Below are 19,016 nucleotides of genomic sequence, written 5' to 3' on the forward strand. Positions count from 1 at the left end.
CCCCTGGAAACTTTCGACCTGGCCCAAGCCAGTGTCGCTCCAATACCCTTGGTCAGCAGCGCCATCACTCAAAGGGGTGCGAAAGGCTCTTGGTCAAGTCTGAGCTATCTGGATCGCACCGGACGAACCCCTTGCGCTCGTACCATGCGATCAGGGCCTCATCAGTACACTGCTCTCGATCCAAGGATCTCGCCGTCAGTTTGACGCTCGTGCATCCAAGCTCAGATGCAATGCGCTCGGCCTGTGCAAGCACCCACGCTCCTACCCCTCCACTCCTGGCTTCGGGAAGGACGAAAATCTCGTAAATGTAGCCTTCTGACGCTTCTCCATGTTCGTAGATGAGCAACCCTGCTTCCACACCGTTCCGTAAGACCACGAAAGACCGCGTCTTAGGGATATATCCTCGGAGATACCGCTCGCGGAGGCAGAGGTCATGCAGCTCTCCAGAGGCAAATATTTCGGTTGTGGTCAGCACTGTCACGTCCTCACAAGCTGCATGATCAATTCCAAATAATAGCGTCGCATCACACTGCCACTGATAGCTAGCTGTTTGCTGGGCTACGCGGAAACATCCAAGTCTGGCACGCCCTGTTGCCTCGCAGCCCATCTCGACTTTGCATCACCGACATAAGCGCATGAGGTAAAAGTCGCCGAGGCCAGTGGCCGCACTCAAAACTAAGGTTTTTCCGAATCCGGCATGCCTTCCACTTCGGAATCCGCTGATGGACTTGTACCCGGAACATGATGAGACACGACGATAAAAAGGCGCCTGCGACCGGCTCAGCGATGGTTAGGGCGATAGGCCCGCATGAGGAGTCATTGAGTGCCACGGAAATCGTGGAGCGCTACAGCGCCCTCTACGGGCATGCTTTACACCCGACAAACGCAGGGAATGCGGCCAGAGCGCTGGGCCTCGACTATATCGGGGTTCCGAACGATGAAATGTCGCAATACGGCAAGATACAGAAGCGCTACGCGGCTGCGGACCTGCATCTGATCTTTAAGCGCCTTGATGTGCTGGTGGCATCACGCAGCAAGTATCAGTGACGCGCCCGCCGATGCCTTTGGGCCCTCAGGAGTCCATGAGGGGTTCCGATGTGAGCAACCCCGTCCGCCGACCTGCACAAGGCATGACCATGATCACAAAGAGGCCACGCCCAACCCACCTGGCCTCTTCTGCGAAGCAGCTCCGGCAACGGGTATACAAAATTCTCCTGACCAGCAGAGGATGTCATCAGGGCCCGGCGAGCTACACCCTCTGATGACCTCCGCACAGCGGCTCGCTCTGAAGAGCAGACTGGCATACTGGACATAGCTTCATGATCCAGTCGCTGCCCTCCATAGAAGCCTCCACTGCATGCTCAGCACCGCACAATTGGCATGTACGGTCCGAGCGCTGTTCTACCAGTTCTGCCAGCGCTTGAAGCTCTTGAGGGGCATGCGCCAGCAACTCAACAGCCAGGTATCCATTTTTCGGCCTCATATGAACCTGCACGCCATGTGCTGTACAGGCCGCACGCATTTGGTCGATTAGCGGCTGCCAACCTCGATACCGATCATCCATCCCCTGGCCCTCATTGACACCTCACGAACCGTTGCTTTCTACAACCACCCACTGGCTACTTCGCGGCACGCGCTTGGCAAAGCTGGATTCAAGTCTCCCCCTCGCCCACCCTTGGCTGGCATGATCGGTCTAACAGCTCCCCTTCGACCGACACATGTGAACGCATCACAAATCTGGCAGAGAAAATGCCTCCCGGTATGGCGCGGTGTATCTCGGATCGAACACGCACACCTGATTCTCGCCAGAACCTGGATAAACGATGGTGATCAGGTCCGCAATGTTCGCCGCTTCAGCAAGCGACTCGGCCAAATCTGATAGGTACACGGAGCGCTTTTCCCGAACCTCATGCCAATGAGTCATCCCACCGCCGATGTACAGATAAACTCCCGCCTCAGCAGCCGTATTTCGCAGGTCTCGAAGCGCGTCGGCGCTATTCGCCACATCCATGATCAGATGATAATTCTCCACCACCACGCTGGAGCCAGGCAGCTGTGCGGTAATTATCTCTTTCAGCTCAGCTAAGCCAATCGCACCGTTTCTCCACTTCAATCTTGCTTCAGGGTCTGGAGAGAAAGGCGGCTCGCCATCGACCAGATCCTCAGCAGAACCCTCATGCCCATCCAGGAGATTTACTGCACTGGTCAGCTTCGGCCAATCATCATCCGAGATAACCACCTGATCGACAGTGGAAAAATCCAGGCGCCCGAGTAAGGCCAGTAACTGCCTCACCAGAACAGCAGGATTGTGGTTGGCGATAACCACTGTCGCTTTACCCTTATCAGCATCATCAAAATAGCTGATATTCCTCAGGGTCTTGGCTACGAGCCAGGCAAGGACTTCGCGCCTCAGCGCCACTGTGCGGGATACCACAACCGCAAGCCCGGGAAATTCGATCTCCGGATAGTCAATCCTGTTTCTTTGGTAGGTAGTGGGATCATTGAAAATAGCGTCAATCCTATCAATTTCCGAAACCATCAGACGCTCTAACTGCTTACTCGGCATGAAACTGCTTTCCTGGAAAAACCGGTGTGATCTATCGGGCTCTGTACGGCGGCAGGTTGTCGGGCTCACTCATAGGCGCCCTGGTTGGGCACTCATCGCACAGCAGGCCATGTGGTATGGCGTGGAACTCAATCACCAATCACCACGCTCACCTGCGGCCTCTGCTGGTCCTTTTTTCGCCTCCCCCTACAGCATCACAATTTTCTGGGATAACACATCATCCACGCAACACAGAGAGGCCCTAGCACGGACCATTGCGCCTGTAACTGAACAAGGCCTTCGGGTGCAGGCATGGAAGGGCCGACTTGGTTCGACGAGAGCGATATGGCCAGTAGGAACGAGCTATGAAAGGAGATGGCGGGCTCATCCACTATGGAAGAGGTGATCACCCTAGATGAGCGCCAGAAACGCTGTAAAAAACGTGTGAACGCTCCAAGGCTATTAGCCGAACAGAAGGGTTCAGCCTGGGTAGGGCCAATGTCGTCCGAACGCTGCCCGAGAAGCCAGGCACTGAAGTCCCCTACAGGAAGATCCTCCGAGCTTCGTTCACCCGGTTGGGCTTGAACCGAGCATAAAGAGTACATTAGTACTCTTGGAAATTTGCCATCTCTCCTGCCTGAAAAACCCGTTGGCCAACATGCTTCGCAGAACGATGACGCCATTGCTGCCAGACAAACCCGTACGCTCACGGCGGAAGGGCGAGATCGTAAACGTGTTTTATCGTTAACGTCGGAGGTTAACGGAAATATTCGTTTACGGTCCGGCTAAGCGATTGCCGAATTTCGGAGGGTTCGTTCAATTACGTATCATTTCATCCAGCCAGGAAGCGCCTACGTCGACGGAGCACCATACGGCGCCCCTGTCCTCTGCCTTTGCTTAGGAAAGGCTGCGCCTTGAGAATTGCCATTGAAACAGTTGCGGGGCGAGCTGAGCGCTTCGTCAGAGACTCGGGCATCAGAATCCGTTCGTCGGATATATTTTCAAAGGATCTCTGAGGGCTGCTCGGTGGCTCGAAAATTCAGATAGGACGGCGCGTTAGCAGCCTGAGCGTCGCCGATTTGACGACAGGACGCGGGGGTTTACATTTCGACGAGATAACGGACGAGCGGTCGGAAAAAAACTTGTACAAAATCCGTTTCCAAACTACCCGTGCTTTTCTGAGGCGCAAGATTGGTTTACATTTTTCTGAAAACCATCCCGTCAGGACGCCAAAAAACCTGTAGAGCAAGCGCCTAAAGGCCCGTATTTACAGGCTGATCATGCGACCAGGGGGAGATGGCCGTTTTTCTGGCTAGGTTTACGCGAGTTTCCGAACAAATCTAAACTTTGGGTGAAACGGTCGCACAGCACCACCGCGCCGCGTGCCAGGGCCGGGCGAATCACTTCGCTCAGGTGCTGGGCGCGGGCGGCGAACACCAACAGCAGCTCGGTGTCGGCGTGCATGGCTTCGTCGCTGGGCGCCAGCAGCAGTTCGCGAATGCGCTCGGCCAAGGGCGTGCCGCCGGGCTCGCGGGTCAGCACCACGTCCAGCCCGTTGGCCCGCAGGCGTTCGGCCAGGTACTCGCGGTTGGTGCTCTTGCCCGCGCCTTCGGGCCCTTCAAGGGTGATGAATAAACCGGTCACTGGCTGTCCTTCTGAGAATCATGGGGCGCATCGGCGGGGGTGTCCGTGGCCGTGTCGGGGCTGGCCGCTGGCACCGCCGGCGGTTGGCTGCCCGGCTCCTGGCCTGGCTGCGGTGCCGGCAATGGCACGGGCGCGGGGCTGGAGCGGTAGTCGGCGCGACGCTTGAGCTGGAACTCGCGCACCGCGTTGTTGTGGTCTTCCAGGTCGTCGGAGAATACGTGGCTGCCATCACCCCGGGCGACGAAATACAGGCTGGTGCCGCTGGCCGGGTTCAGCGCCGCGTGCAGTGCCTCGCGGCCGACCATGGCGATGGGCGTCGGTGGCAGGCCGGCGTTGGTGTAGGTGTTGTAGGGCGTCGCCTCGTGCAGGTCGGCACGGGTGAGCTTGCCGGTATAGCGCTCGCCCATGCCATAGATCACGGTAGGGTCGGTCTGCAGCAGCATGCCGGATTGCAGGCGGCGCACGAACACGCCGGCGATCTCGGCGCGCTCCTGGGGCACGCCGGTTTCCTTCTCCACCAGGGAGGCCATGATCAGCGCCTGGTAGGGTTCGGTGTACGGAGCATCGGCGGCGCGGTCGGTCCACTCCTTGGCCAGCACTTCGTCCAGGCGGCTGTAGGCCTGGCCCAGCAGGTCGGCATCGGTGACGCCGCGCACGTACTTGTAGGTGTCCGGGAAGAAGCGCCCTTCCGGGAACACGCCCTCGTGGCCAAGGCGTGTCATCACTTCGGCGTCGCTGAGCCCGGCCAGGGTGTGCTTGAGTTTTTCCTGCTTGTCCAGGGCGGCCCGCACCTGGCGGAAATTCCAGCCTTCGACCAAGGTCAGGTTGTACTGCACCACTTCGCCACGCTTCCACACGCCCAGCAGGTCTTGCAAGGTCATGCCGGGCGTCAGGCGGTATTCGCCGCTGTGCAGCGGCTGCCCGGCCAGGTTGAACCGCCAGTACAGGCGCAGCCACAGGGCATCGCGCAACGTGCCCTTGGCCTGCATGCGATTGAAGGTCCCGGTCGGCGTGGAGCCGGCGGGCACATCCAGCAGCTCTTCCTGGCTGACGTTCAGGGTTTGCTCAAGTGCGCTGTGCACTTTCCAGGCAGCGACAGCCAAGGTAAGGCCTGCCAGAATCACCAGGGTTTCCAGCAGCACCAAGAATTTACGTCTCACGAATCACACATCCAATACTGCGCGGGCAAGGCTCTGCAGTTTACGGGTGAGCGGCCCGGCAGACCAGTTCAGGGAAACAAAAGCATACACAGGCCAGATACCGTACACGCTGTTGCAGACGAAGACTTCGTCGGCGCCTTCGAGGTCGGCCAGCCACAGATCACGTACCTGCACCTGGATGCCCAGGCGTTCTGCCTGGGCCAGCAGCTCGGCACGCATGACGCCCGCCACGCCACAACGGCTCAGGTCGGCGGTCAGCAAGTGGCCATCGCGCACCAGAAACAGGTTGCTGAAGACCCCTTCGACCAACCGACCGGAGGTGTCGCGCATCAGGCCTTCGGCATAATCGGGGCTGCTCCACTCGCTGCGGGCCAGCACCTGCTCCAGGCGGTTGAGGTGCTTGAGGCCGGCGAGCAAGGGCTGTTCGGCCAGGCGGGTCTGGCAGTCGAACAGGCGAACACCCTGCTGGGCATGGGAAACCGGGTAGGCCGCCGGCGCGTTGGCCAGCACCAGGCGCCGGGGGGCCGCCAGCGGGTCGGCGGCATAGCCGCGCTGGCTGTCACCACGGGTGATGACGAGCTTGAGCACGCCCTCCCCCAATAGCGCGGCGGCAGCCAGCAGCTCGCGCTCCACCAGCTGTGCATCGACGCCGATGGACAACCGGGCGCCCCCCTCCACCAGGCGATGCAGGTGACGCGCCAGCAACGTGGGCCGGCCGGCCTTCACGGCAATGGTCTCGAACACCCCATCGCCGTAGGCCAGGCCCCGGTTTTTCACCGCGAGGGTGTCGGCCGGCTGGCCGTCGACCCAACTGAACATCAACCGTTGAACCGGCGGAACACCAGCGAGCCGTTGGTACCACCAAAGCCGAACGAGTTGGACAGCACCACATCGATGGGCATGTTGCGCGCCTGATGCGGGACGAAGTCCAGGTCGCAGCCTTCGTCGGGCTCGTCGAGGTTGATGGTGGGCGGCGCCACCTGGCTGTTGATGGCCAGGACACTGAAGATCGCTTCCACCGCGCCCGCAGCACCCAGCAGGTGGCCGGTCATCGATTTGGTCGAGCTGACCGCCAGCTGATAGGCGTGATCGCCGAACACCGACTTGATCGCCGACGCTTCCGCCAGGTCACCGGCCGAGGTCGAGGTACCGTGGGCGTTGATGTACTGCACGTCGCTGGCATTGACGCTGGCGTCGCGCAGGGCGTTGGCCATGCAGCGGGCCGCACCGGCGCCGTCTTCGGGTGGCGAGGTCATGTGGAACGCATCACCGCTCATGCCGAAACCGACCAGCTCGGCATAAATGGTCGCGCCGCGGGCCTTGGCGTGCTCCAGTTCTTCGAGCACCAGCGCACCCGCGCCGTCGGACAGTACGAAGCCATCACGGCCCTTGTCCCACGGACGGCTGGCCCGGGTAGGCTCGTCATTGCGGGTGGACAAGGCGCGAGAGGCGCCGAAGCCGCCCATGCCCAGGCCGCAGGCCGCCATCTCGGCGCCACCGGCGATCATCACGTCGGCTTCGCCATAGGCGATATTGCGCGCGGCCATGCCGATGCAGTGGGTACCGGTGGTGCACGCGGTGGCGATGGCGTAGTTAGGCCCCTGCACACCCAAGTGGATGGACAGGAAACCGGAAATCATGTTGATGATCGAACCTGGCACGAAGAACGGCGAAATCCGCCGCGGCCCGGAGGCATGCAGGATCTTGCAGGTTTCTTCGATGTTGGTCAGCCCGCCGATACCCGAGCCCATGGCCACGCCAATGCGCTCACGGTTGGCATCGGTCACTTCCAGGCCGGCGTTACGTACGGCTTGAAAACCGGCCGCCAGGCCGTACTGAATGAACAGGTCGAGCTTGCGGGCTTCCTTGACCGACAGGTACTCCTCGACGTTGAAGCCTTTGACCGAGCCGCCAAAACGGGTGGAGTAGGCAGAAAGGTCGGTATGCTCGATCAGACCAATGCCACTGCGGCCAGCCAGAATGCCCTGCCAACTGCTCGGCACATCCGTGCCCAGTGGCGACAGCATACCCATACCGGTGACCACGACGCGTCTACGCGACACAGCGCTCTCCTTATTCTAGGAACAACTCTTTACATCTCATCTAAAGAAAAAACCGCACGCCAGCAATGGCAGTGCGGTTTTTCCATGACAAGAAGCTGCGATTACACAGTCTTAAGCCTGGTGGCTGGTGACGTAATCGATAGCGGCTTGAACAGTAGTGATTTTCTCAGCTTCTTCGTCAGGGATTTCAGTCTCGAATTCCTCTTCCAGAGCCATCACCAGCTCAACGGTGTCAAGGGAATCGGCACCCAGATCTTCAACGAAGGAAGCAGTGTTCACCACTTCTTCTTCTTTAACGCCCAGTTGCTCGGCGACGATTTTCTTGACGCGTTCTTCGATGGTGCTCATACCTTGTTTTCACTCCTAAATGGACATAAGTCAGGCAGCTGGCCGGTGTGTAAGTTTATAGGAAGGCTTCGGCATTTCAAGCTGAAAGCGTCACCACCTGATCACACCTGCCCGCTGTCTAGAATTTGGTTGCAGCTTTATAACGGATTTTAGACAGCACGTATGACATTTTTTTGAAGCAATCCGTCACATTTCACTTACATGTACATGCCGCCGTTCACCGGGATAGTAGCACCGGTGACATAGGCTGCACCTTCCGAGGCCAGGAAAGCCACCACTTTCGCGATTTCTTCGGCCTGGCCCAAGCGACCCAGGGGAATCTGGGTCTGCAAGGCTTCACGCTGCGCTTCAGGCAGCTCACGGGTCATGTCGGTGTCGATGAAGCCTGGGGCCACCGAGTTGACCGTGATCGCACGCGAGCCGACTTCACGGGCCAGCGCACGGCTGAAGCCCTCCAGGCCCGCCTTGGCAGCAGCGTAGTTCACCTGGCCGACGTTGCCCATGGCGCCGACGACCGAGCCAATGCTGATGATACGACCCCAACGAGCCTTGGTCATGCCGCGCAGCACGCCCTTGGACAGCCGGTACAGGCTGTTGAGGTTGGTGTCGATGACATCATGCCACTCGTCGTCCTTCATGCGCAGCATCAGATTGTCGCGGGTGATGCCGGCGTTGTTGACCAGAATGGTGGGCGCACCGAATTGTTCGGTGATGGCGGCCAGAACGGCGGCGACGGATTCGTCGCTGGTCACGTTCAGCTCAAGGCCGGTGCCCTGCACGCCGTTTTCCTTGAGGGTGGCGGCGATGCGCTCGGCACCGGAAGCCGAGGTGGCGGTACCGATGACGGTAGCGCCCATGCGGCCCAGTTCCAGGGCGATGGCCTGGCCAATGCCACGGCTTGCGCCGGTAACCAGTGCGACTTTACCTTGCAGGCTCATGCAGGCTTCTCCTATCTGTATCAGGCCTGCGCCGCACGGGCGGCGGCGAAGGCGTCTGGGGTATTCAGGTTTTCAGTGCTCACGCCGTCGGCGCAGCGCTTGTTCAGGCCAGCCAGGACCTTGCCCGGGCCGCATTCGACCAGGCGTGGCGCACCGTTGGCGGCCAGGAACTGCACGGACTCGACCCAGCGAACCGGCTTGTACAGCTGTTCCAGCAGGTCACGCTTGAGGGTGTCGAGGTCGGCAGGCACGGCGGCGCTGACGTTCTGCACCACCGGGATCTGCGGCGCCTGCCAGTCGATGGCGTTGATGGATTCGGCGAACCGCTCGGCAGCCGGCTTCATCAGCGCGCAGTGCGACGGCACGCTGACCGGCAGCGGCATGGCACGCTTGGCACCGGCGGCTTTGCACAGCTCGATGGCGCGTTCCACGGCCGCTTTCGCGCCGGCAATCACCACCTGGCCAGGGGAGTTGAAGTTCACTGCACTGACCACTTCGCCCTGGGCCGCTTCGGCGCAGGCGTTGACCACCACGGCGTCGTCCAGGCCCAGGATGGCGGCCATGGCACCTTGACCGGCCGGCACGGCTTCCTGCATCAGTTGGCCGCGGCGCTCCACCAGCTTGACCGCGTCGCCCAGGCCCAGGCAGCCCGCCGCCACCAGGGCGCTGTATTCGCCCAGGCTATGGCCGGCGACGAAGGCCGGGCGCTCGCCGCCTTCGGCCAGCCACAGGCGCCACAAGGCGACCGAGGCCGCCAGAATGGCCGGCTGGGTCTTGTCAGTCTGGTTGAGGCTTTCGACCGGGCCTTGCTGAATCAGCGCCCACAGGTCGTAACCCAGCGCGTCGGAAGCTTCCTTGAACGTTTCCAGCACCAGCGGGTATTGGGCGCCCAGCTCGGCGAGCATGCCCAGGGACTGGGAACCTTGCCCTGGAAAGACAAATGCGAGGGATGCAGACATTTAACAAGCCCTTAATGATCTTGTCGTCGGAGAATTGACGTGCAACCGAAGTTGAACGCAAGAAACTGACAGTTGGATGACAGATAGAACCGGGTGGTCACATTTAAGCACTCCTTGGCGGATATGCCTAAAGCAACAGCTCCTCCAACCGCCCGTGAAGGCGCTGGGGAAGGTTTTCCTGGATTTCGGCCAGTGCGCGGGAAATGGCGCTCTGAAAGCCCTGGACCCCCGCGGCCCCGTGGCTTTTCACCACGATGCCCTGCAAGCCGAGAAAGCTGGCACCGTTGTGACGGGCCGGCGCCAGGTCAGCCTGCAAGCGCTTGAGCAACGGCAACGCCAAGGCGCCCACGGCGCGAGACATGAGAGTGTGGCGGAACAATGCCTCGATGCGCGCACTGATCATGGTGGCCAGGCCTTCGCTGGACTTGAGCAGGATATTGCCGACGAAACCGTCACACACCACCACGTCCGCTTCGCCGCGGTACAACCCATCACCTTCGATGAAGCCGATGTAGTTCAAGCCCTTGGCACCCTGGAGCAGGCTGGCCGCCAGCTTGACCTGCTGGTTGCCCTTGATGTCCTCGGTGCCCACGTTCAACAGCGCCACGCGCGGGCGCACGACGCCCAGCGCCTGGGCCGCCACCGAGCCCATCACCGCGAACTGGAACAGGTTGTCGGCGCTGCAATCGACGTTGGCACCCAGGTCCAGCAACTGGCACGTGCCCGCCTGGGTGGGGATGGCCGCCACCATGGCCGGCCGATCGATACCCGGCAGCGTCTTGAGCACATGGCGCGACAACGCCATCAGCGCACCGGTGTTGCCGGCACTCACACAGGCCTGAACCTTGCCGTCACGCAACAACTCCAGCGCCACGCGCATGGAAGAGTCCGGCTTGCCCCGCAACGCCTGGGAAGGCCGTTCGTCCATGCCGATGACTTCGCTGGCCGCCACGATCTGCAGGCGCGAGCGATCCGCACCGGGCTGGCTGGCGATCAGTTCTTCTAGAAGGAGTGGGTGACCGACGAGGGTCAGGTACAGCGAGGGGGTAGCAGACAGGCAGGCGAGGCTGGCCTGGACAATGCTGCGGGGACCGAAGTCCCCGCCCATTGCGTCAATCGCGATGACTTGAGCGGACAAGGATTACTCGTCAGCGCCCTTGTCGATCACTTTACGGCCACGGTATACGCCTTCTGGCGATACGTGGTGACGCAGGTGTACTTCACCGGTGGTCTTTTCGACCGACAGGGTGCTAGCCGACAGGGCGTCGTGCGAACGGCGCATGTCACGGGCAGAGCGGGATTTTTTGTTCTGCTGAACAGCCATAATTGATTAACTCCTAAACGTTTGGGTCACGCTTTAACTGCGCCAATACACTGAACGGGTTGGACCGCGTTACCTCGTCCTCGCTCGGCTCGGGCTCATCTGCGCCCGCCGGCTGCTGGCATTCTTCCGGATGATGAGCAGGCACAATGGGCAAGGCGAGCAGAAGCTCCTCCTCGATCAATGCCTGCAGATCCAAAGGATCTTCGCCCAGTTCCAGCACGTCATAACCTTTCGGTAACGACTGGGTGTTCGCACCCTCCTTCACCACAGCGTAACTGCACTCGCTGTGGATCGGCAGGGTCACCAGCTCAAGACAACGCTGGCAAACCATCTTGACTTCGACGTCGAGATGGCTGTGGATAACCACTGCCTTTCGCTCGTCTCGTTCGAAAACGAATTTAGCCTGCACCGTACCGACGTTATCGGAAAGCGGGTCGCAGAGTCTCTCCAAATCGGATAATGGCAGCGAACCTTCTAGGGTTACGCCACGATCGGCCAATTTGCGCGGGTCAACGTGAGGTGGAATCGGGTCATTCAACATAGGCGCAGCATTCTAGGGACGACCCCCTCCCCTGTCAAAGGAAATTAGGCCTCAAGGCAATGATAGAATGACCGTTCATCCTCAGGAGACCGCCATGCAGCCCTTGCTACTCGCTTCAAGCTCGTCGTACCGCCGGGAATTGCTGGCCCGCCTGCGCCTGCCGTTCACCTGCGCGTCGCCCGACATCGACGAAAGCCGGTTGCCGGAAGAGCCCGCCGAAACCCTGGTCAAGCGCCTGGCCGAGCAGAAAGCCCGCGCCCTGGCCGAGAGCCACCCGGGGCACCTCATCATAGGCTCCGACCAGGTGGCCGTGCTGGGCGAGCAGATTCTGGGCAAGCCCCACACCTTCGACAACGCCTGCACGCAGCTGCTGGAAGCCAGCGGCACCAGCGTGACCTTCCTCACCGGGCTGGCCCTGCTCGACGCCACCACAGGGCGGTGCCAGGTCGATTGCATCCCTTTTACCGTGCACATGCGCGAACTGGACCTGGCGACCATCCAGCGCTACCTGAGGGCCGAGCAGCCTTATGACTGCGCAGGCAGCTTCAAGGCAGAGGGGCTGGGCGTGAGCCTGTTTCAAAGCACCCACGGGCCGGACGCGACAAGCCTGGTGGGGCTGCCGTTGATTCGCCTGGTGGACATGCTGCTGCAGGAAGGGGTGCAGGTGCCCTGACCCCCAGTGAATGCACGGGCCCGCCCCAGTGGGACCGGACGACGTTCGGCCCCACTGGGGCAATGCCCCCAACCATTCGGTCAGCGCAGGGACGGGCCGTTGAAGCCCATGTAGATCGCCAGCTTCTCGGCCACGCTGGCCCCCAGCTTCTTGGAAAAACGATCAAGCGCCGAGTCTTCGACGGTGAAGTCGACCAGCTCTTTCTCGCCCACAACGTCACGCGCCACGGAACTGGCGTTGCCCAGCCCATCGATCAGCCCGAGCGGCAGCGCCTGCTCACCGGACCAGATCAAGCCGGAGAACAGCTCCGGATGTTCCTTGTCCTTCAAGCGGTCACCACGGCCCTGCTTGACCACGCTGATGAACTGGTTGTGCGTGGTGTCCAGCACCCCTTGCCAGAACTTCGTCTCATCCGGCTTGGCCGGCTGGAAGGGGTCGAGGAACGACTTGTGCTCACCGGAGGTGTACGCACGCCGCTCCACCCCCAGCTTCTCCATGGTGCCGACGAAGCCGTAGCCGGCTGCCGTGACCCCGATGGACCCCACCAGGCTGGCCTTGTCGGCGTAGATCTGGTCGGCGGCGCTGGCAATATAGTAGGCACCGGACGCCCCCAGATCACTGATCACCGCATACAGCTTGGTATCGGGATGTTCCTTGCGCAGGCGACGAATCTCATCGACCACGTAACCAGCCTGCACAGGACTGCCGCCCGGGCTGTTGATGCGCAGCACCACGGCCTTGACCTTGGGGTCCTTGAAGGCCGCACGCAGGCTGCCAATGATGTTATCGGCGCTGGCGGGCTCCTGGTCGGCGATCATGCCGCGCACTTCGATCAGCGCCGTGTAGTGGTCACCACGGGTCGCACTCTTTTCCATGTCCATCAGGGGCGTGAACATGGCCAGGGCGAAGAACAGGTAAATGAAGGTCAGCAGCTTGAAGAAAATGCCCCAGCGCCGGGTGCGCCGGTGTTCGATCACGTTGGCCTGCAGGGTTCGCTCCAGCAGTTGCCAGCTTTTGTCGTCGCTGCGCTTTTCGGCGTCGGGCGCTTTCCATTCATCAGACATCGTTCAGTTCCCTTGGAAAAGTCAGGTCGTCGCGCCTGTCAGCCAGGCATGCAATTGGGTGAAGCGTTCGATGGCCAGCACCGGCTCATGCACCAGCAGACTGTCCAGCGGCATGGCACCATAACCCACGGCCACGGCATCAATGCCGGCGCTGCGCGCCATCAGCAGGTCGAACGACGCATCCCCCACCATCAGGGCGCGTTCGCGCGGCACCTGGCAATGGGCAAGGATCTCCTCGAGCATCAGCGGGTGCGGCTTGCTGCGGGTTTCGTCAGCGGCACGGGTGATGTCGAAATAGGCCTCCCACCCATGCGCCTTGAGCACCCGATCCAAGCCGCGACGCGCCTTGCCGGTGGCCACCGCCAGGCGGTAACCGGCCGCCCGAAAGGCCGCCAGCGACTCGGCGACGCCCGGAAACAGCGGCGACGGCTCGCTATCCATGGCCATGTAGCAGTCAGCATAGTGCTGGCGGAACTCCACCACCTGCGCATCGCTGAGCTGCGGATACAAGGTCAGGATGGCTTCGGGCAACGCCAGGCCAATGATGCCCTTGATCGCCTCGTCATCGCGCTCCACATAACCGGCCGTGCGTGCCGCCACTTTCATGGCCTCGACGATCCGACCGATGGAATCGGCCAGAGTGCCGTCCCAGTCGAAGATCAGCAGGTCATAGTCAGGGTGCACTGGCAAGGCGCTCCACGGTCTTGGCCCACATCTCGTCCACGGGCGCTTCGAGCTTCAGCGCACCGCCATCGGGCAGCGGCACGGTCAGTTGGTAGGCGTGCAGGAACAGGCGCTTGCCACCCAGCTCGCGGATTTCGCGACTGAAATCCTCATCGCCGTATTTGCTGTCGCCGGCGATGCTATGGCCGGCATGCAGGGCATGCACACGGATCTGGTGGGTACGACCGGTGATCGGCCGCGCCTCGACCATGGTGGCGAAATCGCCGAAGCGGCGCAGCACCTTGAACAGGGTCAGGGCTTCCTTGCCTTCTTCATCAATCTCGACCATGCGCTCGCCCGAACGCAGGTTGCTCTTCTGCAGCGGGGCGTTGACCTGCTTGCGGGCGGTGGCCCAATGGCCGCGCACCAGCGCCATGTAGCGCTTGTCCACGCCGTCGCCACGCAGGGCCGCGTGCAGGTGGCGCAGCATGCTGCGCTTCTTGGCGATCATCAGCAGGCCAGACGTGTCGCGGTCGAGCCGGTGCACCAACTCCAATTCCTTGGCATCGGGGCGCAACTGACGGAACGCCTCGATGACCCCGTAATTGAGGCCACTGCCACCGTGCACGGCAATGCCGGCCGGCTTGTTGATCACCAGCAGCGCCTTGTCTTCGAACACGATCGAGGCTTCCAGGCGCTGCAACAGCCCCTGGGCGAGCGGCACGGGCTCGTCGCGCTCGGGCAGGCGCACGGGTGGAATACGGACGATGTCCCCGGCCTGCAGCTTGTATTCGGGCTTGATCCGCCCCTTGTTCACCCGCACTTCACCCTTGCGGAGAATGCGGTAGACCAAGGTTTTAGGCACACCCTTGAGCGCGGTGATGAGGAAATTGTCGATGCGTTGGCCGGCATATTCCGGCGCAACCTCGAGCAGCTGGACGCCGGAGGTTGGAGGGGTTGTAGTCGTCATTTCCCCATAATAACAATTTTTTATGGATTTGAAGCACTTAATGATTGCTGCTATAGTCGCGAACGCCGCCAAAAGTGGCGGGCAAGCGGATATGCGGTAGTAGACCGGCCCTTGCCTACGCAATTCATGAGGACGCGAGGCCGTCCGACGGGGTTTTCGCTTGATTACGGGGTGGTATGCAACGTAACCGGCGCAGATGTGAGAAGACCGAGAGAAAGCCAAAAAGAGCGGTGTTTTTGCACTCATTTTCAGTTTTTTTTCGATGCCACTCCCATCCATCGCGGTCGTTGTCACTCGGTACCGGCGAATGCTTCGGAAATACAAAGCCTTAGCCATAAATGCGCAAGCGCCCTGTCGGCACTTGCGATAAATGCCAACCCGTTGCGGATTCAGCGCGCGGCAGCACCCGAATTATCAGGGATACGTGTAGGGTGGAGATGCACAATCGTCGGACCGTGTAGCACCGCGTCATGTCGAGAACTGCCACAGGCGCCTCACGACACGACCAGGGCTTGATCAAGACGCTTACGGGCGTCCACGCAGGACAATTGATTCCTCCTCCTGACTGAGTGCTTTTGACACCACAGCAAGCAGGAAGCGTCGTCGCGACTTCATCCCCGTTGGATGAACCTCGCTGGACACTGCAGTGGCCCCGCCACCGCTGACGCACCTGACACCGACCGTGAGAAGTCGTGTGTGCCGAACGCCGTTTCCGGCAGCCCGGAAACCGACGGTACTACATGAAAAGAATGCTGATTAACGCAACTCAACCCGAAGAGTTGCGTGTTGCCCTGGTAGACGGCCAGCGCCTCTACGACCTGGACATCGAGTCCGGTGCACGCGAGCAGAAGAAGGCCAATATCTACAAAGGCCGCATCACTCGCATCGAACCCAGCCTGGAAGCGGCCTTCGTCGACTTTGGCTCCGAGCGCCATGGCTTCCTGCCACTCAAAGAAATCTCCCGCGAATACTTCAAGAAATCGCCTGAAGGCCGCGTCAACATCAAGGACGTCCTGAGCGAAGGCCAGGAAGTCATCGTCCAGGTCGAGAAAGAAGAACGTGGCAACAAGGGCGCAGCCCTGACCACCTTCATCAGTCTGGCCGGCCGTTACCTGGTGCTGATGCCCAACAACCCTCGCGCCGGCGGCATCTCGCGCCGCATCGAAGGCGAAGAGCGCAACGAATTGCGTGAAGCGCTGAACGGCCTGGTCGCCCCGGCCGACATGGGCCTGATCGTTCGCACCGCGGGCCTGGGCCGCAGCAGCGAAGAGATGCAGTGGGACCTGGACTACCTGCTGCAACTGTGGACCGCGATCAAGGAAGCTTCCCTGGACCGTTCCGCGCCTTTCCTGATCTACCAGGAAAGCAACGTGATCATCCGCGCCATCCGCGACTACCTGCGCCAGGACATCGGCGAAGTGCTGATCGACAGCATCGAAGCCCAGGAAGAAGCCCTGACCTTCATCCGCCAGGTGATGCCGCAGTACGCCAGCAAGATCAAGCTGTACGAAGACAGCGTGCCGCTGTTCAACCGTTTCCAGATCGAAAGCCAGATCGAGACCGCCTTCCAGCGCGTGGTCGAACTGCCGTCCGGCGGCTCGATCGTCATCGACCCGACTGAAGCCCTGGTGTCCATCGACATCAACTCGGCGCGCGCCACCAAAGGTAGCGACATCGAGGAAACCGCCCTGCAGACCAACCTGGAAGCGGCCGAGGAAATCGCCCGCCAGCTGCGCCTGCGTGACATCGGCGGCTTGATCGTCATCGACTTCATCGACATGACCCCGGCCAAGAACCAGCGCGCCGTGGAAGAACGTGTCCGCGAATGCCTGGAAGCCGACCGTGCCCGCGTGCAGATCGGCCGCATTTCGCGCTTCGGCCTGCTGGAAATGTCCCGTCAGCGCCTGCGTCCTTCGCTGGGCGAAAGCAGCGGCATCGTCTGCCCGCGCTGCAGCGGTACCGGCATCATCCGTGACGTGGAGTCCCTGTCGCTGGCCATCCTGCGCCTGATCGAAGAAGAAGCCCTGAAGGACCGTACCGCCGAGGTTCGCGCCCAGGTGCCGATTCCGGTCGCGGCCTTCCTGCTGAACGAGAAACGCAACTCGATCACCAAGATCGAACTGCGCACCCGTGCTCGCATCGTCATTCTGCCGAACGACCACCTGGAAACGCCGCACTTCGAAGTGCAGCGCCTGCGTGACGACAGCCCTGAAGCCCAGACCAACCAGTCGAGCTACGAGATCGCCGCGGCCGAAGCCGAAGAAGCCCAACCTGTCGCCGCCACTCGCACCCTGGTTCGCCAGGAAGCAGCCGTGAAGACGGCCCCGGCCCGCGCCAACGCCCCGGTCCCGGTGGAAGTAGCCGCCGCCCCGGTTGCCGCGCCTGCACCTGCCCCGGTCGTGCCTGAGCCAAGCCTGTTCAAAGGCCTGGTGAAGTCGCTGGTCAGCCTGTTCGCCACCAAGGAAGAGCCAGTAGCGCCTGCCGTGGTCGAGAAGCCAGCCACCCCCGAGCGCCCACAGCGCAACGAGGAGCGTCGCAACGGTCGCCAGCAGAGCCGCAACCGCAACGGCCGCCGCGACGAAGAGCGCAAGCCGCGCGAAGAACGCGCCCCACGTGAAGAGCGCGCCCCACGCGAAGCCCGCGAGGAGGCCCCGGCCGCCCGCGAAGAACGCGCCCCGCGCCCACCACGCGAGCCGCGCGCCCCGCGTGAAGACCGTCGCAGCCGTGAAGACCGCCCCGTTCGCGAACTGCGCGAGCCGCTGGACGCCGTGGCCCCGGCCGTACGCGAAGAGCGCCCGGAGCGCGCCCCACGTGAGGAACGTGCGCCTCGCGAAGAGCGTGCCCCGCGTGAAGAACGCGCTCCACGCGAAGAACGTGCGCCTCGTGAAGAACGCGCCCCACGCGAAGAACGTGCGCCTCGTGAAGAGCGCGCTCCACGCGAAGAACGTGCCCCTCGTGAAGAACGCGCCCCACGCGAAGAGCGTGCGCCTCGTGAAGAACGTGCTCCACGCGAACGTACGCTGCGTCCGGAAGTAGAGAACGAAGCAGCTGAAGCCGCCGCCGTTGCCGACGAAGCGTTGCCAAATGAAGAACTGCTGCAGGATGAGAACCAGGAAGGCGCCGAAGGCGAACGCCCTCGTCGTCGCTCCCGCGGCCAGCGTCGTCGCAGCAACCGTCGCGAGCGTCAGCGCGATGCCAACGGCAACGTCGTGGAAGGTAGCGAAGAAGGCCAGGAAGAAGGCAGCGAGCCATCGACCAACGAACTGGCTGCCGGCCTGGCGGTCACCGCCGCTGTCGCCAGCACCGTGATCAGTGCTCCGGCTGAAGCCCAGGCGGCAGCCCAGGCTGAACGCGCCAACGCCAGCGTCGCGGAAGCCGCACCTGCCGCTCCTGAAGCAGTAGACGCTCCGGTTGCCGAAGCCGCGCCGACCCCTGCCGAAGAAGCCGCGCCAGCCGTTCACGCCGAAGTCGTCGCTGACGAGCCTGTGGTCGTGACCCCGGTGTTCGAAACCCCGGCCGCCGAAGCCCCGGTCGAAGTGACCCCGGTTGTAGAGGCCGCCCAGGTCGCCGAGCCGGTGATCGAGCCGCTGGTTGAGCCTGCCCCGGCCGCTGAAGCAGCCCCGGTGGTTGAAGCCCAGCCAGAGCCGCAGGTGTTCGCCGCGCCAGTGGTCGAGCAACCCGCCCCTGTGTTCGAAGCGCCTGCGCCGAAGACCGTCGAGGAAGCGGCCGCCCCCGTGGTCGACATCCAGCCGGAGCCAACGCCTGAGCCGGTGAAAGCCGAGGCCGTCGAAGCCGCGCCAGCCCCTGTGGTCGAGCCTGCTGCCGAGCCAGCAGCCCCGGCCGCCGAGCCAGTGGTTGAAGCCAAGCCTGAAGAAGCGCCAGCGCCAGCCGCCGAAGCACCGGCCGTGGTCCTGACCAGCAATGGTCGCGCCCCGAACGACCCGCGTGAAGTGCGTCGCCGCAAGCGTGAAGCTGAAGCCGCCGCGGCTGCTGCGGCTGCCGCCGAAGCCGCGGTTGAGCACAAGCCGCACGCCGTAGAAGAACAGCACGAGCACAAGCCGTTCGTCTGATCTTGAAGCAATGAAAAGCCCCCGATGCAGCGATGCAGCGGGGGCTTTTTTTTG

The 19,016-nt window shown here is 62.0% G+C and carries 17 protein-coding genes and 1 pseudogene; 3 read left to right on the top strand and 15 right to left on the bottom strand.

The features are described from left to right. Nucleotides 1–64: 64 nt before the first annotated feature. Entirely contained in the window at nucleotides 65–607 is a 543-nt protein-coding gene (locus HWQ56_RS20625; RefSeq protein WP_176571660.1) for a GNAT family N-acetyltransferase, read from the bottom strand. Nucleotides 608–741: 134 nt separating this feature from the next. Here HWQ56_RS20625 and HWQ56_RS20630 point away from each other — a divergent pair, with 134 nt between their 5' ends. Continuing rightward, nucleotides 742–1,047, top strand: a complete 306-nt coding sequence (locus tag HWQ56_RS20630; RefSeq protein ID WP_176571661.1) for a hypothetical protein — start codon at nucleotides 742–744, stop codon at nucleotides 1,045–1,047. Nucleotides 1,048–1,729: 682 nt separating this feature from the next. Here HWQ56_RS20630 and HWQ56_RS29145 read toward each other — a convergent pair. The 11 genes and pseudogenes from HWQ56_RS29145 to HWQ56_RS20690 form a co-directional block, all read right to left on the bottom strand. Continuing rightward, nucleotides 1,730–2,566 carry a hypothetical protein gene (locus HWQ56_RS29145; protein WP_245217791.1) on the bottom strand — a complete coding sequence of 279 codons (837 nt, stop codon included), beginning with the start codon at nucleotides 2,564–2,566 and terminating at the stop codon, nucleotides 1,730–1,732. A gap of 1,323 nt (nucleotides 2,567–3,889) precedes the next feature. Next, nucleotides 3,890–4,189, bottom strand: a pseudogene (gene tmk, locus HWQ56_RS20645) (dTMP kinase); the annotation flags it as partial. After that, the gene (gene mltG / locus HWQ56_RS20650) at nucleotides 4,186–5,349 is read right to left on the bottom strand and encodes an endolytic transglycosylase MltG (RefSeq protein WP_176571662.1); all 1,164 of its coding nucleotides are present in this window, start codon (nucleotides 5,347–5,349) and stop codon (nucleotides 4,186–4,188) included. The gene mltG and the pseudogene tmk, both read right to left, overlap by 4 nt. A 3-nt stretch (nucleotides 5,350–5,352) precedes the next feature. Further along, on the bottom strand, nucleotides 5,353–6,168 hold the full coding sequence (gene pabC, locus HWQ56_RS20655; protein ID WP_176571663.1) for an aminodeoxychorismate lyase: 816 nt from the start codon (nucleotides 6,166–6,168) through the stop codon (nucleotides 5,353–5,355). After that, complete coding sequence (gene fabF, locus HWQ56_RS20660) at nucleotides 6,168–7,412, bottom strand: beta-ketoacyl-ACP synthase II (RefSeq protein ID WP_158155981.1); 1,245 nt, start codon at nucleotides 7,410–7,412, stop codon at nucleotides 6,168–6,170. The genes pabC and fabF overlap by 1 nt, the downstream gene beginning before the upstream one ends. A 111-nt stretch (nucleotides 7,413–7,523) precedes the next feature. Further along, on the bottom strand, nucleotides 7,524–7,760 hold the full coding sequence (gene acpP, locus HWQ56_RS20665; protein ID WP_003175607.1) for an acyl carrier protein: 237 nt from the start codon (nucleotides 7,758–7,760) through the stop codon (nucleotides 7,524–7,526). Nucleotides 7,761–7,957: 197 nt separating this feature from the next. After that, on the bottom strand, nucleotides 7,958–8,698 hold the full coding sequence (gene fabG, locus HWQ56_RS20670; RefSeq protein ID WP_027977471.1) for a 3-oxoacyl-ACP reductase FabG: 741 nt from the start codon (nucleotides 8,696–8,698) through the stop codon (nucleotides 7,958–7,960). 20 nt (nucleotides 8,699–8,718) lie between these two features. Next, complete coding sequence (gene fabD, locus HWQ56_RS20675; protein WP_158155982.1) at nucleotides 8,719–9,657, bottom strand: ACP S-malonyltransferase; 939 nt, start codon at nucleotides 9,655–9,657, stop codon at nucleotides 8,719–8,721. 127 nt (nucleotides 9,658–9,784) lie between these two features. Continuing rightward, nucleotides 9,785–10,795, bottom strand: coding sequence for a phosphate acyltransferase PlsX (plsX, locus tag HWQ56_RS20680; protein ID WP_176571664.1), 1,011 nt, complete (start codon nucleotides 10,793–10,795; stop codon nucleotides 9,785–9,787). 3 nt (nucleotides 10,796–10,798) lie between these two features. Continuing rightward, a complete protein-coding gene (gene rpmF, locus HWQ56_RS20685) occupies nucleotides 10,799–10,981 on the bottom strand; it encodes a 50S ribosomal protein L32 (protein ID WP_008375086.1) in 183 nt (60 codons plus the stop codon). Between the two features lie 13 nt (nucleotides 10,982–10,994). Further along, nucleotides 10,995–11,522 (bottom strand): YceD family protein, encoded by a 528-nt coding sequence (locus HWQ56_RS20690; protein ID WP_158155984.1) that lies wholly within the window; start codon nucleotides 11,520–11,522, stop codon nucleotides 10,995–10,997. Nucleotides 11,523–11,616: 94 nt separating this feature from the next. Between HWQ56_RS20690 and HWQ56_RS20695 the strand changes: the two genes are divergently transcribed. Continuing rightward, nucleotides 11,617–12,195, top strand: coding sequence for a Maf family protein (locus HWQ56_RS20695; protein WP_158155991.1), 579 nt, complete (start codon nucleotides 11,617–11,619; stop codon nucleotides 12,193–12,195). Nucleotides 12,196–12,275: 80 nt separating this feature from the next. Here the strand turns inward: HWQ56_RS20695 and HWQ56_RS20700 are convergent, their stop codons facing one another. The 3 genes from HWQ56_RS20700 to rluC are packed head-to-tail and all read right to left on the bottom strand — an operon-like array spanning nucleotide 12,276 to nucleotide 14,892. Continuing rightward, complete coding sequence (locus HWQ56_RS20700) at nucleotides 12,276–13,259, bottom strand: S49 family peptidase (RefSeq protein ID WP_176571665.1); 984 nt, start codon at nucleotides 13,257–13,259, stop codon at nucleotides 12,276–12,278. Between the two features lie 21 nt (nucleotides 13,260–13,280). Next, a complete protein-coding gene (locus tag HWQ56_RS20705) occupies nucleotides 13,281–13,943 on the bottom strand; it encodes an HAD-IA family hydrolase (RefSeq protein ID WP_176572453.1) in 663 nt (220 codons plus the stop codon). After that, a complete protein-coding gene (gene rluC / locus HWQ56_RS20710; RefSeq protein ID WP_158155987.1) occupies nucleotides 13,933–14,892 on the bottom strand; it encodes a 23S rRNA pseudouridine(955/2504/2580) synthase RluC in 960 nt (319 codons plus the stop codon). Before rluC ends, HWQ56_RS20705 begins: the two co-directional genes overlap by 11 nt. A 740-nt stretch (nucleotides 14,893–15,632) precedes the next feature. On the opposite strand from rluC, the gene rne reads away from it, so the two are divergent. Continuing rightward, nucleotides 15,633–18,962: a ribonuclease E gene (rne, locus tag HWQ56_RS20715; RefSeq protein WP_176571666.1), complete on the top strand. Its 3,330-nt coding sequence runs from the start codon at nucleotides 15,633–15,635 to the stop codon at nucleotides 18,960–18,962. The last annotated feature ends 54 nt before the right edge of the window (nucleotides 18,963–19,016 follow it).

Origin of the sequence: Pseudomonas eucalypticola (assembly GCF_013374995.1) — a bacterium.
Lineage (GTDB): Bacteria > Pseudomonadota > Gammaproteobacteria > Pseudomonadales > Pseudomonadaceae > Aquipseudomonas > Aquipseudomonas eucalypticola.

Coding starts and splice junctions, on each gene's coding strand:
- HWQ56_RS20625 (WP_176571660.1), bottom strand. CDS start 607: ATGGGCTGCGAGGCAACAGGGCGTGCCAGACTTGGATGTTTCCGCGTA.
- HWQ56_RS20630 (WP_176571661.1), top strand. CDS start 742: ATGATGAGACACGACGATAAAAAGGCGCCTGCGACCGGCTCAGCGATG.
- HWQ56_RS29145 (WP_245217791.1), bottom strand. CDS start 2,566: ATGCCGAGTAAGCAGTTAGAGCGTCTGATGGTTTCGGAAATTGATAGG.
- pabC (WP_176571663.1), bottom strand. CDS start 6,168: ATGTTCAGTTGGGTCGACGGCCAGCCGGCCGACACCCTCGCGGTGAAA.
- acpP (WP_003175607.1), bottom strand. CDS start 7,760: ATGAGCACCATCGAAGAACGCGTCAAGAAAATCGTCGCCGAGCAACTG.
- fabG (WP_027977471.1), bottom strand. CDS start 8,698: ATGAGCCTGCAAGGTAAAGTCGCACTGGTTACCGGCGCAAGCCGTGGC.
- fabD (WP_158155982.1), bottom strand. CDS start 9,657: ATGTCTGCATCCCTCGCATTTGTCTTTCCAGGGCAAGGTTCCCAGTCC.
- rpmF (WP_008375086.1), bottom strand. CDS start 10,981: ATGGCTGTTCAGCAGAACAAAAAATCCCGCTCTGCCCGTGACATGCGC.
- HWQ56_RS20690 (WP_158155984.1), bottom strand. CDS start 11,522: ATGTTGAATGACCCGATTCCACCTCACGTTGACCCGCGCAAATTGGCC.
- HWQ56_RS20695 (WP_158155991.1), top strand. CDS start 11,617: ATGCAGCCCTTGCTACTCGCTTCAAGCTCGTCGTACCGCCGGGAATTG.
- HWQ56_RS20700 (WP_176571665.1), bottom strand. CDS start 13,259: ATGTCTGATGAATGGAAAGCGCCCGACGCCGAAAAGCGCAGCGACGAC.
- rluC (WP_158155987.1), bottom strand. CDS start 14,892: ATGACGACTACAACCCCTCCAACCTCCGGCGTCCAGCTGCTCGAGGTT.
- rne (WP_176571666.1), top strand. CDS start 15,633: ATGAAAAGAATGCTGATTAACGCAACTCAACCCGAAGAGTTGCGTGTT.